Below are 17,176 nucleotides of genomic sequence, written 5' to 3'. Positions count from 1 at the left end.
GTGTGCGCCTCGATCATCGTCGCGGCGAACGATTTGACGCCTGCGGAGGCGGCATTGGTCTTGGCGAGCTTGGCGGCGGCGATCTCGAACGCGTCGCTCTTGGCGGCCTTGTCGGCGAATTCCTGGCCGGTCGGCGTCGGGCTCAGCGCGTTGCCGGCGGCGGTGAGCGCGTTGCCGGTGGCGTCGCTCGCCGCATCCATCGCGTTGCCCGTGGTATTGCTGACGTCGGACCCGATATCGGTCACGGCGTTGGTCGTCGTGTCCTGGGTTTTTTGCGAGCAAGCGGCGAGCGCCGCGATGAGCGCGATCGCGCTGAAACCAAGTCTGGCGTTCATGGCTATGTCTCCTTCGAGACGCACGAACGCCTCGACGGGCAGGGACGTTCCGGTCGCGTCCTGCGTCAGGCCAGGCTAGGCAAGTCCAATCCCTTGTCGCGTGCGCAGTCGATCGCGATGTCGTAGCCGGCATCGGCGTGGCGCATCACGCCGGTCGCCGGGTCGTTCCACAACACGCGTTCGAGCCTCGCCGCCGCCTCGGCCGTGCCGTCGGCGACGATCACCATGCCGGCATGCTGCGAGAATCCCATGCCGACCCCGCCGCCATGGTGGAGCGACACCCAGGTCGCGCCGGATGCGGTGTTGAGCAGCGCGTTGAGCAATGGCCAGTCGCTGACCGCGTCGGTGCCGTCGCGCATCGCCTCGGTCTCGCGATTGGGGCTGGCGACCGATCCCGAATCGAGGTGGTCGCGGCCGATCACCACCGGCGCCTTCAATTCGCCCTTGGCCACCATCTCGTTGAACGCGAGGCCGAGCCGGTGGCGGTCGCCGAGCCCGACCCAGCAGATTCGCGCCGGCAGACCCTGGAAGTGGATCCGCTCGCGCGCCATGTCGAGCCAGCGGTGGAGATGCGCATTGTCGGGCAGCAGCTCCTTCACCTTGGCATCGGTCTTGTAGATGTCCTCGGGATCGCCCGACAGCGCCGCCCAGCGGAACGGCCCGATGCCGCGGCAGAAGAGCGGGCGGATATAGGCAGGCACGAAGCCGGGGAAGTCGAACGCATTGGCGACGCCTTCGTCCTTGGCGATCTGTCGGATGTTGTTGCCGTAATCGACCGTCGGCACGCCCGCCGCCTGGAAATCGAGCATCGCGCGGACATGTGTCGCCATCGACGCCTTGGCCGCCCGGGCGACGCCCTCGGGATCGCGCTCGCGTCCCTCGAACCATTGCTCGAGCGTCCAGCCCTGCGGGAGATAGCCGTTGACCGGATCGTGCGCCGAGGTCTGGTCGGTCAGCAGGTCGGGGCGGATGCCGCGGCGATACATTTCGGGGAGCAGGTCGGCGGCATTGCCGAGCAAGCCGACCGACACCGTCTTGCCCTCGGCTTTGGCGCGGTCGAGGATCGCCATCGCTTCCTCGATCGTGTCGGCCTTATGGTCGAGATAGCCGGTCGCCAGCCGCATCTCGATACGGCTCGGCTGGCATTCGATCGCGAGACACGAGGCGCCCGCCATCACTGCCGCGAGCGGCTGCGCGCCGCCCATGCCGCCCAGGCCCGCGGTCAGCAGCCAGCGGCCGCTGAGGTCACCGCCATAATGCTGGCGGCCCATCTCGACGAAGGTCTCGTAGGTGCCCTGAACGATGCCCTGGCTGCCGATATAGATCCACGAGCCGGCGGTCATCTGGCCGTACATCATCAGGCCCTTGCGATCGAGCTCGGCGAAATGCTCCCAGGTCGCCCAATGCGGCACGAGGTTGGAGTTGGCGAGCAGCACGCGCGGCGCATTCTCGTGCGTGCGGAACACGCCGACCGGCTTGCCCGACTGGATCAGCAAGGTCTGGTCGCCCTCCAGCCGGCGCAAGGTCTCGACGATGCGGTCGTAGCTTTTCCAGTCGCGCGCGGCGCGGCCGATGCCGCCATAGACGACCAGTTCCTGGGGATTCTCCGCCACGCGCGGGTCGAGATTGTTCATCAGCATGCGCAGCGGCGCTTCGGTCAGCCAGGACTTGGCCGAAAGATCGGTGCCGGTCGGCGCCTCGATGTGACGCTTGTTGTCGATACGGGTCATGCTTGGTCCTTGGCGAAGGAAAGGGCAGCCGCGAGTACGCTGGCGAGGTCGGCGCGGAGCGGAGCTGCGTAGTCGGGATCCCAGACGGGCGGCCAGTTGCTCTCGTCGGGCTCGCCGGTCGGTTCTGTCAGGTAGGCGCGCATCGCGATCTCCATCTGGATCGCGTGGACGCCGGTTTCGGGCTGGCCGTAATGCCGGGTGGTCCAGCCGCCACGGAAGCGGCCGTTGAGGACGTGGCTGCGGCTGGCGCATTGCGCGACAACGGCATCGCTCAGCGCCGGATCGCACGTCTTGCCGTTATCGGTGCCGATGTTGAGTTCGGGCAGCTCGCCGTCGAACAGCCGCGGGATGCGGCTGCGGATCGAGTGGCAATCATAGAGCACGACGCGCGGATGGAGCGCGCGGAGGCGAGCGATCTCCGCTTTGATCGCGGCGTGATAGGGCGCGAACCATGTTTCGCGCCGTGCTGCGACATCGGGCGTCGCGCCGTCGTGATAGAGCGGCTCGCCGTCGAATGTCTCGGTAGGACACAGCCCAGTGGTCGCTTGGCCCGGATAGAGCGACGCGCCCGACGGATCGCGGTTGCAGTCGATCACGCTGCGCGACACGTCGGTCCAGATCATCGTTGCGTCGGCGAGCCCGTCGTAGAGCGCGCGGATATGCCAGTCGGCGTCGCGGATCGCCCACCAGCGCGAGCGGAAATCGGGGAGCAGGGCAGGCGGGATATCGGTGCCGCCATGGGGGAAGGCGAGGATCAGCGGACTGTCGCTGCGCTCGACGTGGAGCCAGGTCATGCGGTTGCTCCCGGCGTCAGCCTCATTTCCAACGTCATCCCAGGCTTGTCCCGGGATCCACCGCGCCGCCAACGAAGGACGAGAGGCTCGAGCTTCCCAGCCAGCCGCCCGGTGGATCCCGGCACAAGGCCGGGATGACGGTTGGGGAGAGAAGGCCCGGTCACGCCCAAACCACTCCCGGCAATTCGCCCACCGCGACGAGCATCCGCTTCGACCGCACCAGCTCGGTCGCTACCGCCATGTCCGGCGCCATGTGGCGATCGTCGGTCAGCGTCGGCACCCGCTCGCGCAGCAGCCGCCGGACGTGCTCGACCGGCTCGCTCGACTTGAGCGGCGCATGGAAATCGCAGCCCTGCGCGCCCGCCAGCAATTCGATCCCCAGCACCGCGTCGACATTGGCTGCCATCTCGATCAGCCGCCGCGCGCCGTGCGCCGCCATCGACACATGATCCTCCTGATTGGCCGAGGTCGGAATCGAATCCACGCTCGCGGGCATCGCGCGCTGCTTGTTTTCGGAGACGAGAGCGGCGGCGGTCACTTGCGGAATCATGAAGCCGGAGTTGAGCCCCGGCTTGGGGGTCAGGAACGCGGGTAGGCCGGACAAGGCCGGGTCGACCAGCATCGCGATGCGCCGCTCGGCGAGGCTGCCGATCTCGCAGATCGCGAGCGCGATCATGTCGGCGGCGAAGGCGACGGGCTCGGCGTGAAAATTGCCCCCCGACAGCGCCTCGTCGGTTTCCGGGAAGATCAGCGGATTGTCCGACACGCCATTGGCCTCGGTCACCAAGGTTTCGCCGGCCTGGCGCAGCAGGGTGAGGGCGGCGCCCATCACCTGGGGCTGGCAGCGCAGGCAATAAGGATCCTGGACGCGCGTATCGCCTTCGCGATGCGAGGCGCGGATCGGCGAGTCCTCCATCATCCGGCGGAGCGCATCGGCGGTCTCGATCTGGCCGCGATGGCCGCGCAAGGCATGGATGCGATGGTCGAACGGAGCGTCGGAGCCCTTGGCCGCCTCGGTCGACAGAATGCCGGTGACCAAGGCGGCGCGATACAGCCGCTCGGCCTCGAACAGCCCGGCCAGGGCATAAGCCGTCGAGAATTGCGTGCCGTTGAGCAGCGCCAGCCCTTCCTTGGGGCCGAGGACCAGCGGCGTGAGGTCTGCCTCCGCCAAAGCCTCGGCAGCCGGGAGGCGGCGGTCGCCGACAAACATCTCGCCGACGCCGATCATCGCCGTAGTCATATGCGCGAGCGGCGCGAGGTCGCCCGACGCGCCGACCGACCCCTGCGCCGGCACCACCGGCACCAGTCCTTTCGTCAGCATCGCCTCGAGCAGATCGACCGTCGCCGGCGCCACGCCCGACGCGCCGCGCGCCAGGCTGGCGAGCTTCAACGCCATCATCAGCCGCGCGATCGGTACCGGCATCGGCTCGCCGACGCCTGCGGCATGGCTCAGCACGATATTGCGCTGGAGCGTCGCCAGATCCGCGTCGCCGATCTTGACGCTGGCGAGCTTTCCGAAGCCGGTGTTGATGCCATAGACCGGCTCGTGCCGGGCGAGGATGCGCCCGACCGCGGCGGCGCTCTCGGCGATCGCCGGGCGGCTGGCGGGGTCGAGCACCGGCGCCGCGCCGTCATGGATAGCCTGCCACGCCGCATAGGGGACGGCACCGGGGGTCAACAGCATTCGCCGTCCTTCACGCGCAGATGGAGAGGATTGAAGCCGACCCGGTACACCAGCTCGGCGGGGTCGGAGATGTCCCAGATCGCGAGGTCGCACGCCTTGCCGGGCTCGATCGTGCCGATCTCATGACCCAGGCCGAGTGCATGAGCGGCATTGACGGTCACGCCGCGCAACGCCTCGGTCACGGTCAGGCGGAACAGGGTCGCCGCCATGTTGAGCATCAGCAGCAGCGAGGTGGTCGGCGAGGTGCCGGGATTGCAGTCGGTCGCGATCGCGATCGGTACGCGATGCGCGCGGAACAGGTCGACCGGGGGGAGCTTGGTCTCGCGCATGAAGTAGAAGGCACCGGGCAGCAGCACCGCGACCGTTCCGGCGGCGGCCATCGCCCTGGCGTCGTCCTCGTCGGCATATTCGAGATGATCGGCCGACAGCGCGCCGAAGCTGGCGGCGAGGCTGGCGCCATGGAGTGCCGACAATTGCTCGGCATGGAGCTTGACCGGCAGGTCGGCATCGCGCGCCGCGGCGAGGACGCGGCCGGTCTGCTCGGGGGTGAATCCGATCCCTTCGCAAAAGGCGTCGACCGCATCGGCCAGTCCTCGCGCGGCGGGGATCATCTCGTCGGCGACGAGCGCGATATAATCGTCGGCGCGGCCGGCATAGTCGGGCGGCAAGGCATGCGCGCCGAGCAGGGTGGTCGCAACGCGCACCCGCCGCTCGGCACTCAGTGCCCGTGTCGCGCGCAGCATCTTGAGTTCGTCGGCGACGGTAAGGCCATAGCCCGACTTGATCTCGATCGTCGTCACGCCCTCGGCCAGCAACGCATCGAGCCGAGGCAAGGCGGTCGTGATGAGATCGGCCTCGCTCGCCGACCGGGTCGCGCGCATGGTCGAGACGATGCCGCCGCCGGCGCGCGCGATCTCCTCATAGGAGACGCCGTCGAGCCGCTGCGCCCATTCGCCCGCGCGGTCGCCGGCATGGACGAGGTGCGTATGGCAATCGATCAGCCCGGGCGTGACCCAGCGCCCGCCGCAATCCACGACGTCGCCCATCGCGGCGGGAGCGTCCGCACTGGCGCCGGCATAAGCGATTCGCCCGTCGCGCTGGATCACGACGCCGTCTTCGACCACGCCCAGCCCATCGCCGGTCATCGTCGCGAGTCGCGCATTGATCCAGGTCCGCTCCATCTCCTCTATCTTGCCTGCGTGCATTATTATGTCTAGACATAATCGACAGGAGGACCGATGCCGACACTCTGGTTCGAACGCGCGTTGCTGGCGGACGGCTGGGCCGAACGGGTCCGCGTCGCGCTTGACGGGGCGATCATTTCCGCGATCGAGACCGGCGTCGCGCCGGCCCCCGACGACCAGCGTCACGGCGCCGCTTTGCCCGGTCTGTGCAATGTCCATAGCCATGGCTTCCAGCGCGGCATGGCCGGCCTGTCGGAACGGCGCGGCCGGCCCGACGACGATTTCTGGAGCTGGCGCGAGGTGATGTACCGCTTCCTCGACCGCCTGACGCCCGACGATATCCAGGCGATCACCGCTCAGGCCTATGTCGAGATGCTGGAAGGCGGCTTCACCCGCGTCGGCGAGTTCCATTATCTCCACAACGACGTGAGTGGCGCGCGCTACGCCGACCCCGCCGAAACCGTCGGCGCGATCGTCGCGGCGGCGGAGCAAAGCGGGATCGGCCTCACCTTGCTCCCGGTCTTCTACGCGCATGCCGACTTCGGCGGCGCGCCGCCCGCGCCGGGACAGCGGCGCTTCATTTCGGACGCCGACGGGTTTGCGCGGCTGGTCGAGGCGAGCCGCGCCAAATTGCCCGGCGATGCGATGCTCGGCATCGCGCCGCACTCGCTCCGCGCGGTGACGGCAGAGGAACTCGCCGCGATCCTGCCGCTCGCCGAGGACGGCCCGCTCCACATCCATGCCGCCGAGCAAGTGCGCGAGGTCGAGGCCTGCGTCGCCTGGAGCGGCGCGCGACCGGTGCAATGGCTGCTCGATCATGCCGAGGTCGATGCGCGCTGGTGCCTGATCCACTCGACTCATGTCGACGCCGGCGAAACCGCGCGCCTCGCCGCGAGCGGGGCGGTGGCGGGGCTGTGCCCGGTGACCGAGGCCAATCTGGGCGACGGCGTGTTTCCGGCGGTCGACTATCTGGCGGCTGGTGGAAGGATCGGGATCGGCACCGATTCGAACATCCTGATCGACGCCGCCAGCGAACTTCGCGCGATCGAATATTCGCAGCGCCTGACGCGGCGGAAGCGCGCCTTGCTGGTCGACGAGGCCGAGCCCTCGGTCGGCGCGACGCTGTTCGCCCGCGCCCAGGCGGCGGGCGCGCAAGCGCTCGGCGTCACGAACGGCATCGCCGTCGGCAACGCCGCGGATATTCTCTCGCTCGGCCTCGACCATCCCGCGATGATCGGCGCTGGCGCCGACCTGCTCGACCGCTGGATCTTCGCCGCCCGCCCCGGGGCGATCGACAGCGTGTGGCGCGCGGGGCGCAAGATGGTCGAGCATGGCCGGCACATCGCCGCCGACGTGGTCGCCGATCGTTATCGCCGTACCGTCACCGCCCTGCTGGCATGACGGTCGAGGCGCGCATCCGCCGCGAGATCGAGGCGCGGATCCATTCGGGCGAATGGAAGCCCGGCCATCGCATCCCGTTCGAGCACGAACTGGTCGGCATCTATGGCTGCTCGCGCGCGACGGTCAGCAAGGCGCTGGGCGGGCTCGCCAAGGACGGACTGATCGAGCGCCGCCGCAAGGCCGGCTCGTTCGTCGCGCACCCGCAGGTCCATTCGGCGGTGCTCGAGGTGCCCGATCTCGCCCAGGTCATCGCCGCGCGCGGCGAGGACTATCGCTGGCGGTTGACTGACCGCCGCCTTGCCGACAGCGCCGGCGACGTTCCGCTCCCCGCCTTGCTAGTGGAAGGCGTGCATTTCGGTGGCGGCGAGCCGTTCGCGCTCGAGCACCGATCGATCGCGCTCGCCGCCGTCCCCGACGCCGAGCAGGAGAGCTTCGCCGACCAGCCGCCCGGCACCTGGCTGCTCGAACATGTCCCATGGACCGCCGCGCGCCACCGCATCCGCGCGGTCGAGGCGAGCGCGCCGGAGGCCAAGGCGCTCGGGCTGCGGCCGCGCGGCGCCTGTCTCGAGCTTGACCGCACGACCTGGCGCTCGGGTCAGATCGTGACGCGCGTCCGTCAGCTGTTCCGTGGGGATCGCTACGACCTCGTCGCCGAGTTCAGGCCGTAGCGCCGCGGCGCGCCCGTCAGCTCCGCCGGATCCGCGCCCGTGCCAGGCGCTTGTCCTCGAGCGAATAATAGAGCCAGATCGCACCGTCCTGGAGGACCACCGAGGCGGCGAAGGCTATATCGGTGCCGGTGCGGTCCGCGGCCGGCGGCGGCGTCAGCAAAGGCTGGATGCAGCGGTCGACGACGTGGAGATAATCGCGGGAGAAGGCGACCCACCCGATCCGCCAACGCGCGTCGCGGGTCGCGCCATTGTAGAACATGACCGGCCGGTGCTGCTGGTCGGTCAGCAACGGCCCGGTCGACAGATGCCAATTGTCCCAGCTCCTCTCGCGCGGCATGAACGGGGTTGGCCGTTCGTCCCAGGGTCCACACACGTCTTCGCTGATCGCGAGGCCGACGCGCGATGCGTCGTCCTGGGCATATTCATAGAACAATCGCCAATGCCCGTCGGCGGTGCGGTTGACGGTCGCCTCCTTGGTGTTACCCATCGATTTGGACGAGGCGAGCGCGACGCCGGTCTTGGTCAGACGGTCGATGCTCGGCCCCTCGGCGTAGAACATCTGGCCATGCGCCATGTCGGCGGCGACCCCGGTGTAATAGACGACATAGCTGCCGTCCTCCATCTGCAGGACGGTGGGATCCTCGACGCCGCCGATATCCTGCTGGTCGGGCCCCGCGACGATCGACGGCGTGTCGAGCATGGTGAAGGTGCGCCCGTCGTCGCTCCACCCGCCCCAGATCGCGCCGGTATCGGTGCGCTCGGCGCCATGGCGCGGCACCGCGCGCACCATGATGCCGATGCGACCGTCGCGATCCTGCCAGGCATAGGGGCTCATCCAGTCGCGCTTCATCAATTCGGGCGGACCCTGGAGCGTCACCTGCTCCATCTTCTCGACGTTGAAATCGAGCGGTTGCTTGCGGTCGTCGACCGGCTGCTTGGTGTCGCCGGTGCCGGAATCGCGATGCGGGTCGGTATCGGTCATGCGCCCAGCGCCTGCATCAGCGACAGCCCGCCGTCGATCGCGACGCGTGCTCCGGTGACGTAGCTCGCCTCGTCCGAACACAACCAGCGAACCAGCATGGCGACTTCCTCGGGCTTGCCGGCGCGGCCCAAGGGAATGTTGCATTCGAGCGTCTTGCGATAGGTCGGGTCGGCCTCGGCGCGCGCGTTCATCGGGGTCAGGATCATGCCGGGCTCGACCGCGTTGACCCGTACGCCGTTCGCGGCCTCCTCGATCGCCAGCGTCTCGACCAGGTTGGTCAGCCCGCCCTTGGCCGCGCAATAATCGGCGCCGCCGGCGCGCACGGCATAAGCGTGGATCGACGAGATGTGGACGATCGATCCCGCCGCGCGCGCGTCGCGGCCGTGCAGGAAACGGCGCGAGGTCAGGAACGCGCCGGTCAAATCGGTGTCGAGCAGCCGCCGCCACTGCGCCAGTTCCATGGTGCGCACGGTGACACCCGACATGTTGAGCCCGGCCGAATTGACCAGCACCGACGCCGGGCCGAACGCCTTTTCGACGGCGGTGAAGGCGGCTTCGACCGACGCTTCGTCGTCCACGCCGCACTGGACCGGCAATGCGCGGCCGCCCGCGGCCTCGACCGCCGCGGCAGTCGACCGAGCGGCAGCCTCGTCGCTATGGTACAGCACCGCCACATCGTCGCGCCCGCCGCCGAACGCCACGGCACAGGCTTGTCCGATGCCCGATTCGGCGCCGGTCACTATCACGCATCGTCCCATTCCGATCTCCTTGCCGCCGCGAAACGAACGCGGGCGGGCCAGGGTTTCCGAATGGCGTCAGTCGACGACCCAAAGGTATAATTCGTGGCCGTCGATGAACTCCCGCGTGCGCGGCGCCCATTGGCGCAGGGGGAAGCCGTGGCTGAGGACGCGGCTGCCGGGCGCGAGCTCGGTGCTCAGGCGTGGGGCCAGCATGCGATTGACATGGGGGACGAGATAGAGGGTAACGACGCTGGCGGCCTCGAGCCGGGTTTCGAAGAGATCCTCGCGGCGGAAATGGGCAAGGTCCTCGACCCCGGCCGCGCGCGCCGCCGCCTCGGCCTCGGCGATCCGCGCCGGATCGATATCCACGCCGAGCCCCTTCGCGCCGCGCCGCGCGGCGGCGATCACGATGCGGCCATCGCCGCAGCCGAGGTCGATGAGATGATCGCCGGGGCCGACCTCGGCGAGATCGAGCATGCGATCGACCAACGGCTCGGAGGTCTGCCAATAAGGCGCGTCGAGATGCTGGGGCGTTCCCGCCCAGGGGCCACGCAGCGCCTTGCAGGAGCGATCCTCTTCCTGTCCCCTGCCGAGATCGATGCCCATTCCCCCGCCCGATGCGACCGCGTTTCGTTACCAGAATGCGAGCCTGGGCAGGCCGGGTCAATCGGCCCGGGCGAGGACGGGTCCCGATTTCGACTGGTTCGCGAAGAAAATGGTGCTGCCGGTGAGGATTGAACTCACGACCTCAGCCTTACCAAGATATCCCCGGGGTTTTCGCCGCGCTTTCCAATTCTTCGCTAGAGCACGATGATGCATTGATATGTCGAAACGCTCGTAAAGGGTGCAAGCTCTACAACGTTTATGGCTACGGCTATCGCCTCGGCTCTTCGACGAATAGGAGACTGCCGAGGTCCGGCTCGCAACGAACAAATGCCCGCAGAAGCCGGGAACCTATTGGCCGATCTGGTTAACGCGAATTTCCACCAGAGCAATTTAGAGGCGGTGTGACCAATCTCGGCCCATTGCGTCGGAAGAGGAGCGTACGGCAGGAATAGGCCTTGGGCCACGCCGTTCGATCACGGTTGCCGCTCCAGAATTTGGCGTACCGGTTGCAGCGTCGGTCAGGTATCGCGCCTCAAAGGATTGGGACACCGAACTTCTGATCTCCGCTCCACCGAAGTTCACGCTCGGCACGCAATCTAACCAGCAGAGCGGAATTCGTTCATCTAGTCGTGCTGAAAGGTGCAGACGCCGCCCGACGCTCTTGCGGAGACGAAGTCGCTGTATTGATTCGATATTTTTCCGTCGCTGGCCACGTAGTCCTGCCCCGTGACCCAAATCGCATTGACGAGGCAGATCAAATCCTGTGCCTTGTACCCCGCATTATTAGAGGTCGCTGCGACGTACAACGTGCCGCAGCTGACAGCGCCCTGACACGATGGTCGAACGGAAACGCGAGCTGCGACCGGCATTGCCGGGTCTTCGAAATTTGAAATATAAATGCGTCCTATTCCGTCATAATCGGCGGAAATCGTTCGCCGTTTACCTTTGCCAACAAGGGAAAAATCGGGCCTAATAAATCCGCCTTTTTCAATGTTTGGGGTAGGCAGAACTTCCAAACAGACAAAATCTGTGCAAAAATTGGGAGAATGGGGAGGTGCGCTATTAGACACGCAAAATAGCGCAGCGAAGATCGATAAGACTTTATATCGCATAATTCACCTACTATCTACACCCCGCATAGTCAGGCTTGGACGCGCACACAAACCTATTCGCTCGATCTACTTCCTTGATAGCGCCGCTTCTGATTTCCTGAATCGTAGGATCCGTGTATTCCGTCCCGTCGCGCGTCGACATGATATCATCCTTGGATTTGGTATAGCCGCTCGCCTGTCGCTTTCCATCCTTGGTGCGCTTGCCCTCCTTGTAGCCGTCCTTGGCGTTCCCATTGTGAGAAATCTCATGGGCTCCGACTGGCCCGACGTCGTTTGCGGAGGAGTCAACCCAGCTCGTATTGCCATTGCGATCACCGCACGACGTATCGACCTTGCAATGGTCCAAATATCCTCCAGCTTTCATTTTGACCTCATTCACCCCCTTTTTTCCGACCGCAGACGGGTCAACGACGATGACCTCAACTTTTTCACCGTGCGCTGTCGTTATATTGGTGAGCGTGTTAATTATTTTATCGCGGGCGGCCGTATTTCCGGCATCCGGGCCTGTGAACGCAAGTATATACTGGATAGTGACATTTCCATTGCTGTCGGTCACCCAAATTGCCCGTAGACCTGTGGCGTCTTTGCCGTTTATCGGATCGTTGCCGACATATTCGTATAAATTGGGCTGATCTTTATATCCTATCGGATCAGTTTGCAGGAATCTACCAAGTGTCGGGGAGTAGATTCGCGCCTTGTAGTAATAAAGTCCCAAATCAGACAGCCACGTTTGGCCGGTGAATTGAAATCTGCCTTGATTCGTCGCACCCGGGATCCCATATTCGTCATAGGTATTCTTTGCTACTATCGCGCCACCGCTGTTGGCGATCGAGACAATGGATCCAAGATGATCGATTTGCAGGCTCCGTCTGTCAGACAGGCTTGAGCCCTCGTACCAAAGAATTGGATCATCGTCGCCTGGCCCATGGACATAGCGCCTTAGCAGCGTCCCAGTCCCGCTATATTCGGCAACTAGTTCGTCGCCATCATAGAGATAGCGCGTCGTGCCTGACGCGCCTCCGCTCGTTTGCCACAGCCGGCCATTCGGGTCGTACGCGATCGAGAACCCCCCGCTGCGCGATACCAGACGGTTTTCAACGTCGTACGTATAGGTGCTCGTCCCATCCGACGTCAGATTGCCATTTGCGTCGTACAGGAAAGACACGATTCCAGCGGTAGTGTATTGATTTAGACCATTGACCGTATAGCTTCGAGCGGAATTAACATAATTCGCGAATGCATAGGTATCGTTATTCCGGTGTTTGCTGATGATCTGGTTGGCAGGATTGTAGATTAAAGTTGTCGTAACGTCGTCAGCGGTACCAGACAGGTCGTCAGCGACGCTTGTCGGTCGCGAGACGGCATCGAAACCATATGAGCTGGTCACGGCGCCTCGACTGTCCGCATAGCGGCGACCCTGATTATCGTAACTGACCGACGCAACCTGCGCGCCGCCATTCTCATATGCAGCAATCTGACGATCCAAGCCATCATAGCTGAACGTGAAATACGTCCCGTCGGGATATGTAAGCTGCGTCCTGTCGCCGTCGGCGTCATACTGATATGCGAGCGTCAAAGTTGAGCCCGAGATGTTGTTGCTGGTGCTCGCGAGTTTACCAAAGCCATCGTATACCTGAGTCAGTCCGGGCCCGGCCGCCGAGCCGAAGCGAGCATATATTTGCCGGCCTTGTAAGTCGTAGCTGTAATACACGTCGTTGGACGTGCCACCGGGAATATCCTTCAGCGTCATTCTGTTCAACGCATCGTAGGAAAAAGTGATCACGCTCGCATCTCTCTTCCTCAGCGTGATTCTATTGCCGTTGGCGTCATAGGTATATGATTCATAATCGGTCGTAGACGACGTTCCGATCGCTGTTGGACTCGGGAAATACCAATAGGTTTGGCGTCCAAACCCGTCATAAACCATTGAGGCCCTATACCCACGTGCGTCGGTCATCGATGTAACAAGACCGCTATTTCCGCTATAGGTATAGGAGGTTACGCTGGCTTGGTCGCTCGTCCCAAATGCTTTTTGGACTAACGTTACGCGGTCGAGCGTGTCGTATGTCTTTTTAGTGATGCGATCCTGAAGAGGCGCAACCGTGGAGACCATGGTGCAGGCGTCGTTCGCCACAGTTCCGCTATAACTTGCTGGCGTCATACGCACCGCCGTGCACAGCAACCGGTCGTTATTGTCATAGCTGAATTCCGTGACGCCGTATTGCACGCCGTCAGAACCCTTTGTCGTGTCACGTGTCTTGCGCCCATAGCCATCGTAGAGTGTCGCCACGCTGGAAGCGACGGTGAACCCGGTCCAAGCCGCCGGAGCAATAGTGTCCGCTTGCCAAGTCGCGAGCTCGCCCTTCTCAACAAACGCCAGCCGACCGTTAGCGTCGTACGAATATCTAATGGCCGCAGAGTGCACCGGACCGGCTCCGTCCGGATCCGGCGAAATTGTTCCGGTAACTCGACCCATCGCGTCGAAACGGGTCGCGCTGGTGTAGGGAGAGGCGCTTGCTTGAGCCCTGGCCGACGCAGCCGCAAAAGCGAGCGAGGCCGCTGAGCAACTCGCCAGCAAAATCTGAAGTTTTGTCATGAGCAACTCGCCAAGTTGGCGTTGGGCAGAGTTTCGCTGACGCGGTCGCCGAAGGCGTTGTAACCGTAGCAGGTCCGACGTGTAATTCCGTTGGCGGTCACGGCCTCTCCCCTAAGAAGGAGGTTATTTGCTCCCGTCGATGGCCCATAATCGAAGCTCGTCACCACCTGATCGGCGGCGCCAGCGGCGCAAACGGTCCCCGTCCAGTTACTCGTCGAACACTGACTCTCGCTCGCTACGAGCCAAACCGGCGCAGTGGACTGAGTCAGCACCCCGCTATCGTTGTAGAACACGGCGTAGCGTTGCACATATGTATAGCGCTTTTGGGCTATCAATCCGTTAGCATCGGCCGGACTAGTCTCCGTCAAGACTCCCCCGTGAGCGGCGTAGGTATAACTTGTCGTGTTGCCTCGCCCATCCGTGATCGATGAGGGCTTGTTGCACACCGCGAAGTTCGCGCAGGTTGTTGGGTAGATAGCGGAGGTAACTAGCGCAGTTCCGCCCGCTGCGGGTGTCACCGATTCCTGGGTAATGTTACCCCTGTCGTCATAGGTATAAGCGTGAACGGCCGCGGAAGGATCGGTATATGAGGCGACGCGGTTTGTCGGATCGACCACGTACTGGATATACCTGCCATCATCGAACGTATAATTGGTCATCTCTCCTTGGGTATAGTCTGTCGATCCGCCCCAAGGAGGCGACTTCTGGCCGATAGTGGCCAAACCGAAGTGCTCTCCTGGGAACCGTGTAAAGGTGAGATAGCCCATGCAGTTACATGCTTGGGAGGCGGCATAGGTGCTCGTCACACCGTGCACAACCGATTGGAATACCTTGCCATAATAGGCGTAGAGGCCCGTCGGCTGCCAGCCCGCATACCAACCTAGCGGTGCGGAGCTTCCCATGGACCAGTTGCACGTTCCCGAACTAGACGGCTGCCTTGTACAATAAACGTACGTAGCGCCAGGGACGGTTTCAGTGCTGCGTTGGTAACTCGTAACCTGATAATATTGATCCATCTGAAATGAATCGCTTTCCCCTTGTGCGTTGCCGATGGAAAGCGTCTTGGGGTTGGACGTAATATTCCAGTTGTTCTGCGCTAGTTTGAATTTGGTTAACGTGCAATGCAGTGCCGACAGTGGGCAGGGATCGATTGCTCGATTTCCGCCCTTAGTGGTCTTTATCCAGCTCCAATTGACTGATGTGTCGCTCGATGGCGTGTCTTCATTATATTCGTATTTTATGAACCAGCCCAGATTATCTTGGACACCGATTATCCTTCGCGTAGCCAAGCTCCCTGACGGCGCAACTTGATAGCTAATATCAATCACCCGCCCATTAGGATATGTGATCTTTGTGACGGGCCAATAAGTCGGAGAGGGTTGGCCCTGTGGTAAAGAGGCTGATATTTGGTAGATCGCGCCGTTTCGATCAGTGTATGTAAAGCTCCCGTCGGGATTGTTTATCATCTGACCGCCGGATTTAGAAAGAGAATCTCCTATAGTATTAGAGCCGGACCCTCCCTTAAATCTCTCGGTGATGTTTCTGAACACAAATGTATATATTGGCTGACCGTGAGCGGTTGATGAATATGCTATGCCTCCGTCGTAACTGGTTTGAAGAATCCTGCCGGGATAGTATCCACTATCCAGATCGCCGGGCATCGCGGTTAACTGGCTCGGCATAGAATATCCGATTACGGAAGTTGACAAGTCACCGATCGAGAGCTGTGGCGTGGTTGTCTCGAAAAAACCCGAGGGTTGGCTCACAGAAGCTCTGTCGGAAAATTTCATTTCCGGAGGACCGCTAATGTTTTGTGCTTGTGATGCAACAGGTACGCATACTGCTATCAACGCGGAGACGGCTGAATACGTGTTATACGTTTTCATCTTTTTGGTACCCAAATTGGAGACTAAGCCTTGCCGGCACAATTCAATCGTGGCTGAAGTCTGTGGATCAGAGTGTGACGACGATAGATCGTCAAGGCAGCGTTAGCCCGCCTAAAACGGCGTCATTGAGGTGCTCCGCTAACGCTAACGACGTTTCGGTTGTCGGTTGCATCGTAGCTGTAATTCGCGACGACGTTGCCGTTGACCGATCCCGAGTGCTGGGCTTTTATCAGCCTGCCTCTCGCGTCGTAGGTATAGTTTACGGTTTCTGAAGCGCTCGCGAGACTCGTGGCGATGCTTCCAGCCAGTAGTGCGCCGCATAAAACGCAAATTGCTGCAACAAGGCGCCTCATCCCTTTCTCCCTGAGGTCGGTGGATTCACTAGATGCTGTTAGCTGCGACCCAAAATGGCAACTGGCGAAGTAGAGTAAATTTCATCCAAAATGAACATTCTGGCGAGCGACAGTCGACGAAAAGGAGCAAGGGCGCCTGCGTTAACGTGTCTGGCCCTGTTTGCGGCATGCTGGCGCTTCCGGTCGGGTGGGGTTGCAATAATTCGCATCGCTCCTGTTAGGCGCCAGTCGCTGAACAGGTCAGCATCGAACTCTATCGTTGAACTAAGTGACGGTACGACCTGACCGCCGCTCGCGAGGCCGGCGCCGTTACAGGTTCGGCAGGACCAAGATTCGTTTTTACTCCTCAATGCTGCGCTCCGAAAATTAGGAATTGCGCGTAAGTGCGGCTCTCATTGCGGACGCCCGATTGTCGCCCGCCTGTTGTTCTTCGCTATACTACGATGATCGTGTTTGTGTGTTGATCTCTGTCGCCTTACCGCTTGCCGACGCGCTTCGCGTATGGCCAAGTCAGATGTCGAACTCGTCTCTGTCGGGGAAGTGTCGCGGTGCCAGCCGAGTGATTGATTTTATGTCGCACTCGACGGGATTCGAACCTGTGAGCCTCTGCCTTCTGAGGGCAAGCCGGGCAGCGGCGATTACTTGATAATTGCGCCGCTCAGCCAACGGCGCTTGGGTTCATTCGCGTTCGCTCGGTCACACAAAAAGATTGTACTGTCCGAGGCCTCAAATGCGCGCGAGAAAACTGCTTCCGCATGCTGCCGTGGCCAAAACGCGATCCTCCAATCCCCCGAAGGGGTGGTCCTTAATTAATAACTTCTATGAGAATTCTGGTGCTGCCGGTGAGGATTGAACTCACGACCTCAGCCTTACCAAGGATGCGCTCTACCACTGAGCTACGGCAGCACTCTCGCGGGGCCATTGGCCACGACGGAGGCGCGCCTATGTCCGCCGACCCGGATATTGTCAAGGCGCGGTGCGCGGGTTTGGAATCCTTTTGAGCTTCGCTGATCGGTGCCGGGCCCGGGGCCCCCCCCCGCCCCCCCCCCCCCGCAGGGAATGGGGGGGGGGGGGGGGGGGGGGGGGGGCCCCGGTCCCGTTGAGC

The 17,176-nt window shown here is 63.0% G+C and carries 13 protein-coding genes and 1 tRNA gene; 2 read left to right on the top strand and 12 right to left on the bottom strand.

Annotated features, from left to right (window positions below; all coding sequences use genetic code 11):
- From ACTHJR_RS13430 to hutI, 5 genes are all read right to left on the bottom strand, one after another.
- Positions 1 to 335, bottom strand: a 335-nt coding sequence (locus ACTHJR_RS13430) for a DUF4142 domain-containing protein (protein WP_440523740.1), incomplete at its 3' end; no start/stop codon positions are given.
- Between the two features lie 65 nt (positions 336 to 400).
- Positions 401 to 2,065 carry a urocanate hydratase gene (gene hutU / locus ACTHJR_RS13425; protein ID WP_440523739.1) on the bottom strand — a complete coding sequence of 555 codons (1,665 nt, stop codon included), beginning with the start codon at positions 2,063 to 2,065 and terminating at the stop codon, positions 401 to 403.
- Entirely contained in the window at positions 2,062 to 2,859 is a 798-nt protein-coding gene (hutG, locus tag ACTHJR_RS13420) for an N-formylglutamate deformylase (protein ID WP_440523738.1), read from the bottom strand. Before hutG ends, hutU begins: the two co-directional genes overlap by 4 nt.
- Positions 2,860 to 3,019: 160 nt before the next feature.
- Positions 3,020 to 4,543: a histidine ammonia-lyase gene (hutH, locus tag ACTHJR_RS13415; protein WP_440523737.1), complete on the bottom strand. Its 1,524-nt coding sequence runs from the start codon at positions 4,541 to 4,543 to the stop codon at positions 3,020 to 3,022.
- A complete protein-coding gene (gene hutI, locus ACTHJR_RS13410) occupies positions 4,534 to 5,748 on the bottom strand; it encodes an imidazolonepropionase (protein WP_440523736.1) in 1,215 nt (404 codons plus the stop codon). The genes hutH and hutI overlap by 10 nt, the downstream gene beginning before the upstream one ends.
- A 33-nt stretch (positions 5,749 to 5,781) precedes the next feature.
- On the opposite strand from hutI, the gene ACTHJR_RS13405 reads away from it, so the two are divergent.
- Both ACTHJR_RS13405 and ACTHJR_RS13400 read left to right on the top strand, forming a co-directional pair.
- Positions 5,782 to 7,128 carry a formimidoylglutamate deiminase gene (locus ACTHJR_RS13405; protein WP_440523735.1) on the top strand — a complete coding sequence of 449 codons (1,347 nt, stop codon included), beginning with the start codon at positions 5,782 to 5,784 and terminating at the stop codon, positions 7,126 to 7,128.
- Positions 7,125 to 7,796, top strand: coding sequence for a UTRA domain-containing protein (locus ACTHJR_RS13400; protein ID WP_440523734.1), 672 nt, complete (start codon positions 7,125 to 7,127; stop codon positions 7,794 to 7,796). Before ACTHJR_RS13405 ends, ACTHJR_RS13400 begins: the two co-directional genes overlap by 4 nt.
- Positions 7,797 to 7,812: 16 nt before the next feature.
- Here the strand turns inward: ACTHJR_RS13400 and ACTHJR_RS13395 are convergent, their stop codons facing one another.
- The 7 genes from ACTHJR_RS13395 to ACTHJR_RS13365 form a co-directional block, all read right to left on the bottom strand.
- Positions 7,813 to 8,778, bottom strand: coding sequence for a glycosidase (locus tag ACTHJR_RS13395; protein ID WP_440523733.1), 966 nt, complete (start codon positions 8,776 to 8,778; stop codon positions 7,813 to 7,815).
- Positions 8,775 to 9,536, bottom strand: a complete 762-nt coding sequence (locus ACTHJR_RS13390; RefSeq protein ID WP_440523732.1) for an SDR family oxidoreductase — start codon at positions 9,534 to 9,536, stop codon at positions 8,775 to 8,777. The genes ACTHJR_RS13395 and ACTHJR_RS13390 overlap by 4 nt, the downstream gene beginning before the upstream one ends.
- Positions 9,537 to 9,593: 57 nt before the next feature.
- Positions 9,594 to 10,124: an SAM-dependent methyltransferase gene (locus ACTHJR_RS13385; RefSeq protein WP_440523731.1), complete on the bottom strand. Its 531-nt coding sequence runs from the start codon at positions 10,122 to 10,124 to the stop codon at positions 9,594 to 9,596.
- Between the two features lie 623 nt (positions 10,125 to 10,747).
- Positions 10,748 to 11,140, bottom strand: a complete 393-nt coding sequence (locus tag ACTHJR_RS13380) for a hypothetical protein (protein ID WP_440523730.1) — start codon at positions 11,138 to 11,140, stop codon at positions 10,748 to 10,750.
- 106 nt (positions 11,141 to 11,246) lie between these two features.
- The gene (locus tag ACTHJR_RS13375; protein ID WP_440523729.1) at positions 11,247 to 13,832 is read right to left on the bottom strand and encodes an RHS repeat-associated core domain-containing protein; all 2,586 of its coding nucleotides are present in this window, start codon (positions 13,830 to 13,832) and stop codon (positions 11,247 to 11,249) included.
- Positions 13,829 to 15,121, bottom strand: a complete 1,293-nt coding sequence (locus ACTHJR_RS13370) for a hypothetical protein (protein ID WP_440523728.1) — start codon at positions 15,119 to 15,121, stop codon at positions 13,829 to 13,831. Before ACTHJR_RS13370 ends, ACTHJR_RS13375 begins: the two co-directional genes overlap by 4 nt.
- A 1,781-nt stretch (positions 15,122 to 16,902) precedes the next feature.
- A tRNA-Thr gene (locus ACTHJR_RS13365) sits at positions 16,903 to 16,977 on the bottom strand.
- Between the last annotated feature and the right edge of the window lie 199 nt (positions 16,978 to 17,176).

Source organism: Sphingomonas sp., from assembly GCF_051962185.1.
In the GTDB taxonomy this organism is placed as follows: Bacteria; Pseudomonadota; Alphaproteobacteria; order Sphingomonadales; family Sphingomonadaceae; genus Sphingomonas.
Note: the sequence above shows the minus strand (reverse complement) of the source record. Positions and strands in the feature narration are given on the sequence as shown.

Bases quoted from the DNA above. Each gene is read 5' to 3' on its own strand.
- ACTHJR_RS13385 (WP_440523731.1), bottom strand. From the start codon at position 10,124: ATGGGCATCGATCTCGGCAGGGGACAGGAAGAGGATCGCTCCTGCAAG.
- hutU (WP_440523739.1), bottom strand. From the start codon at position 2,065: ATGACCCGTATCGACAACAAGCGTCACATCGAGGCGCCGACCGGCACC.
- ACTHJR_RS13390 (WP_440523732.1), bottom strand. From the start codon at position 9,536: ATGGGACGATGCGTGATAGTGACCGGCGCCGAATCGGGCATCGGACAA.
- ACTHJR_RS13400 (WP_440523734.1), top strand. From the start codon at position 7,125: ATGACGGTCGAGGCGCGCATCCGCCGCGAGATCGAGGCGCGGATCCAT.
- ACTHJR_RS13395 (WP_440523733.1), bottom strand. From the start codon at position 8,778: ATGACCGATACCGACCCGCATCGCGATTCCGGCACCGGCGACACCAAG.
- hutI (WP_440523736.1), bottom strand. From the start codon at position 5,748: ATGCACGCAGGCAAGATAGAGGAGATGGAGCGGACCTGGATCAATGCG.
- hutG (WP_440523738.1), bottom strand. From the start codon at position 2,859: ATGACCTGGCTCCACGTCGAGCGCAGCGACAGTCCGCTGATCCTCGCC.
- ACTHJR_RS13405 (WP_440523735.1), top strand. From the start codon at position 5,782: ATGCCGACACTCTGGTTCGAACGCGCGTTGCTGGCGGACGGCTGGGCC.
- hutH (WP_440523737.1), bottom strand. From the start codon at position 4,543: ATGCTGTTGACCCCCGGTGCCGTCCCCTATGCGGCGTGGCAGGCTATC.
- ACTHJR_RS13375 (WP_440523729.1), bottom strand. From the start codon at position 13,832: ATGACAAAACTTCAGATTTTGCTGGCGAGTTGCTCAGCGGCCTCGCTC.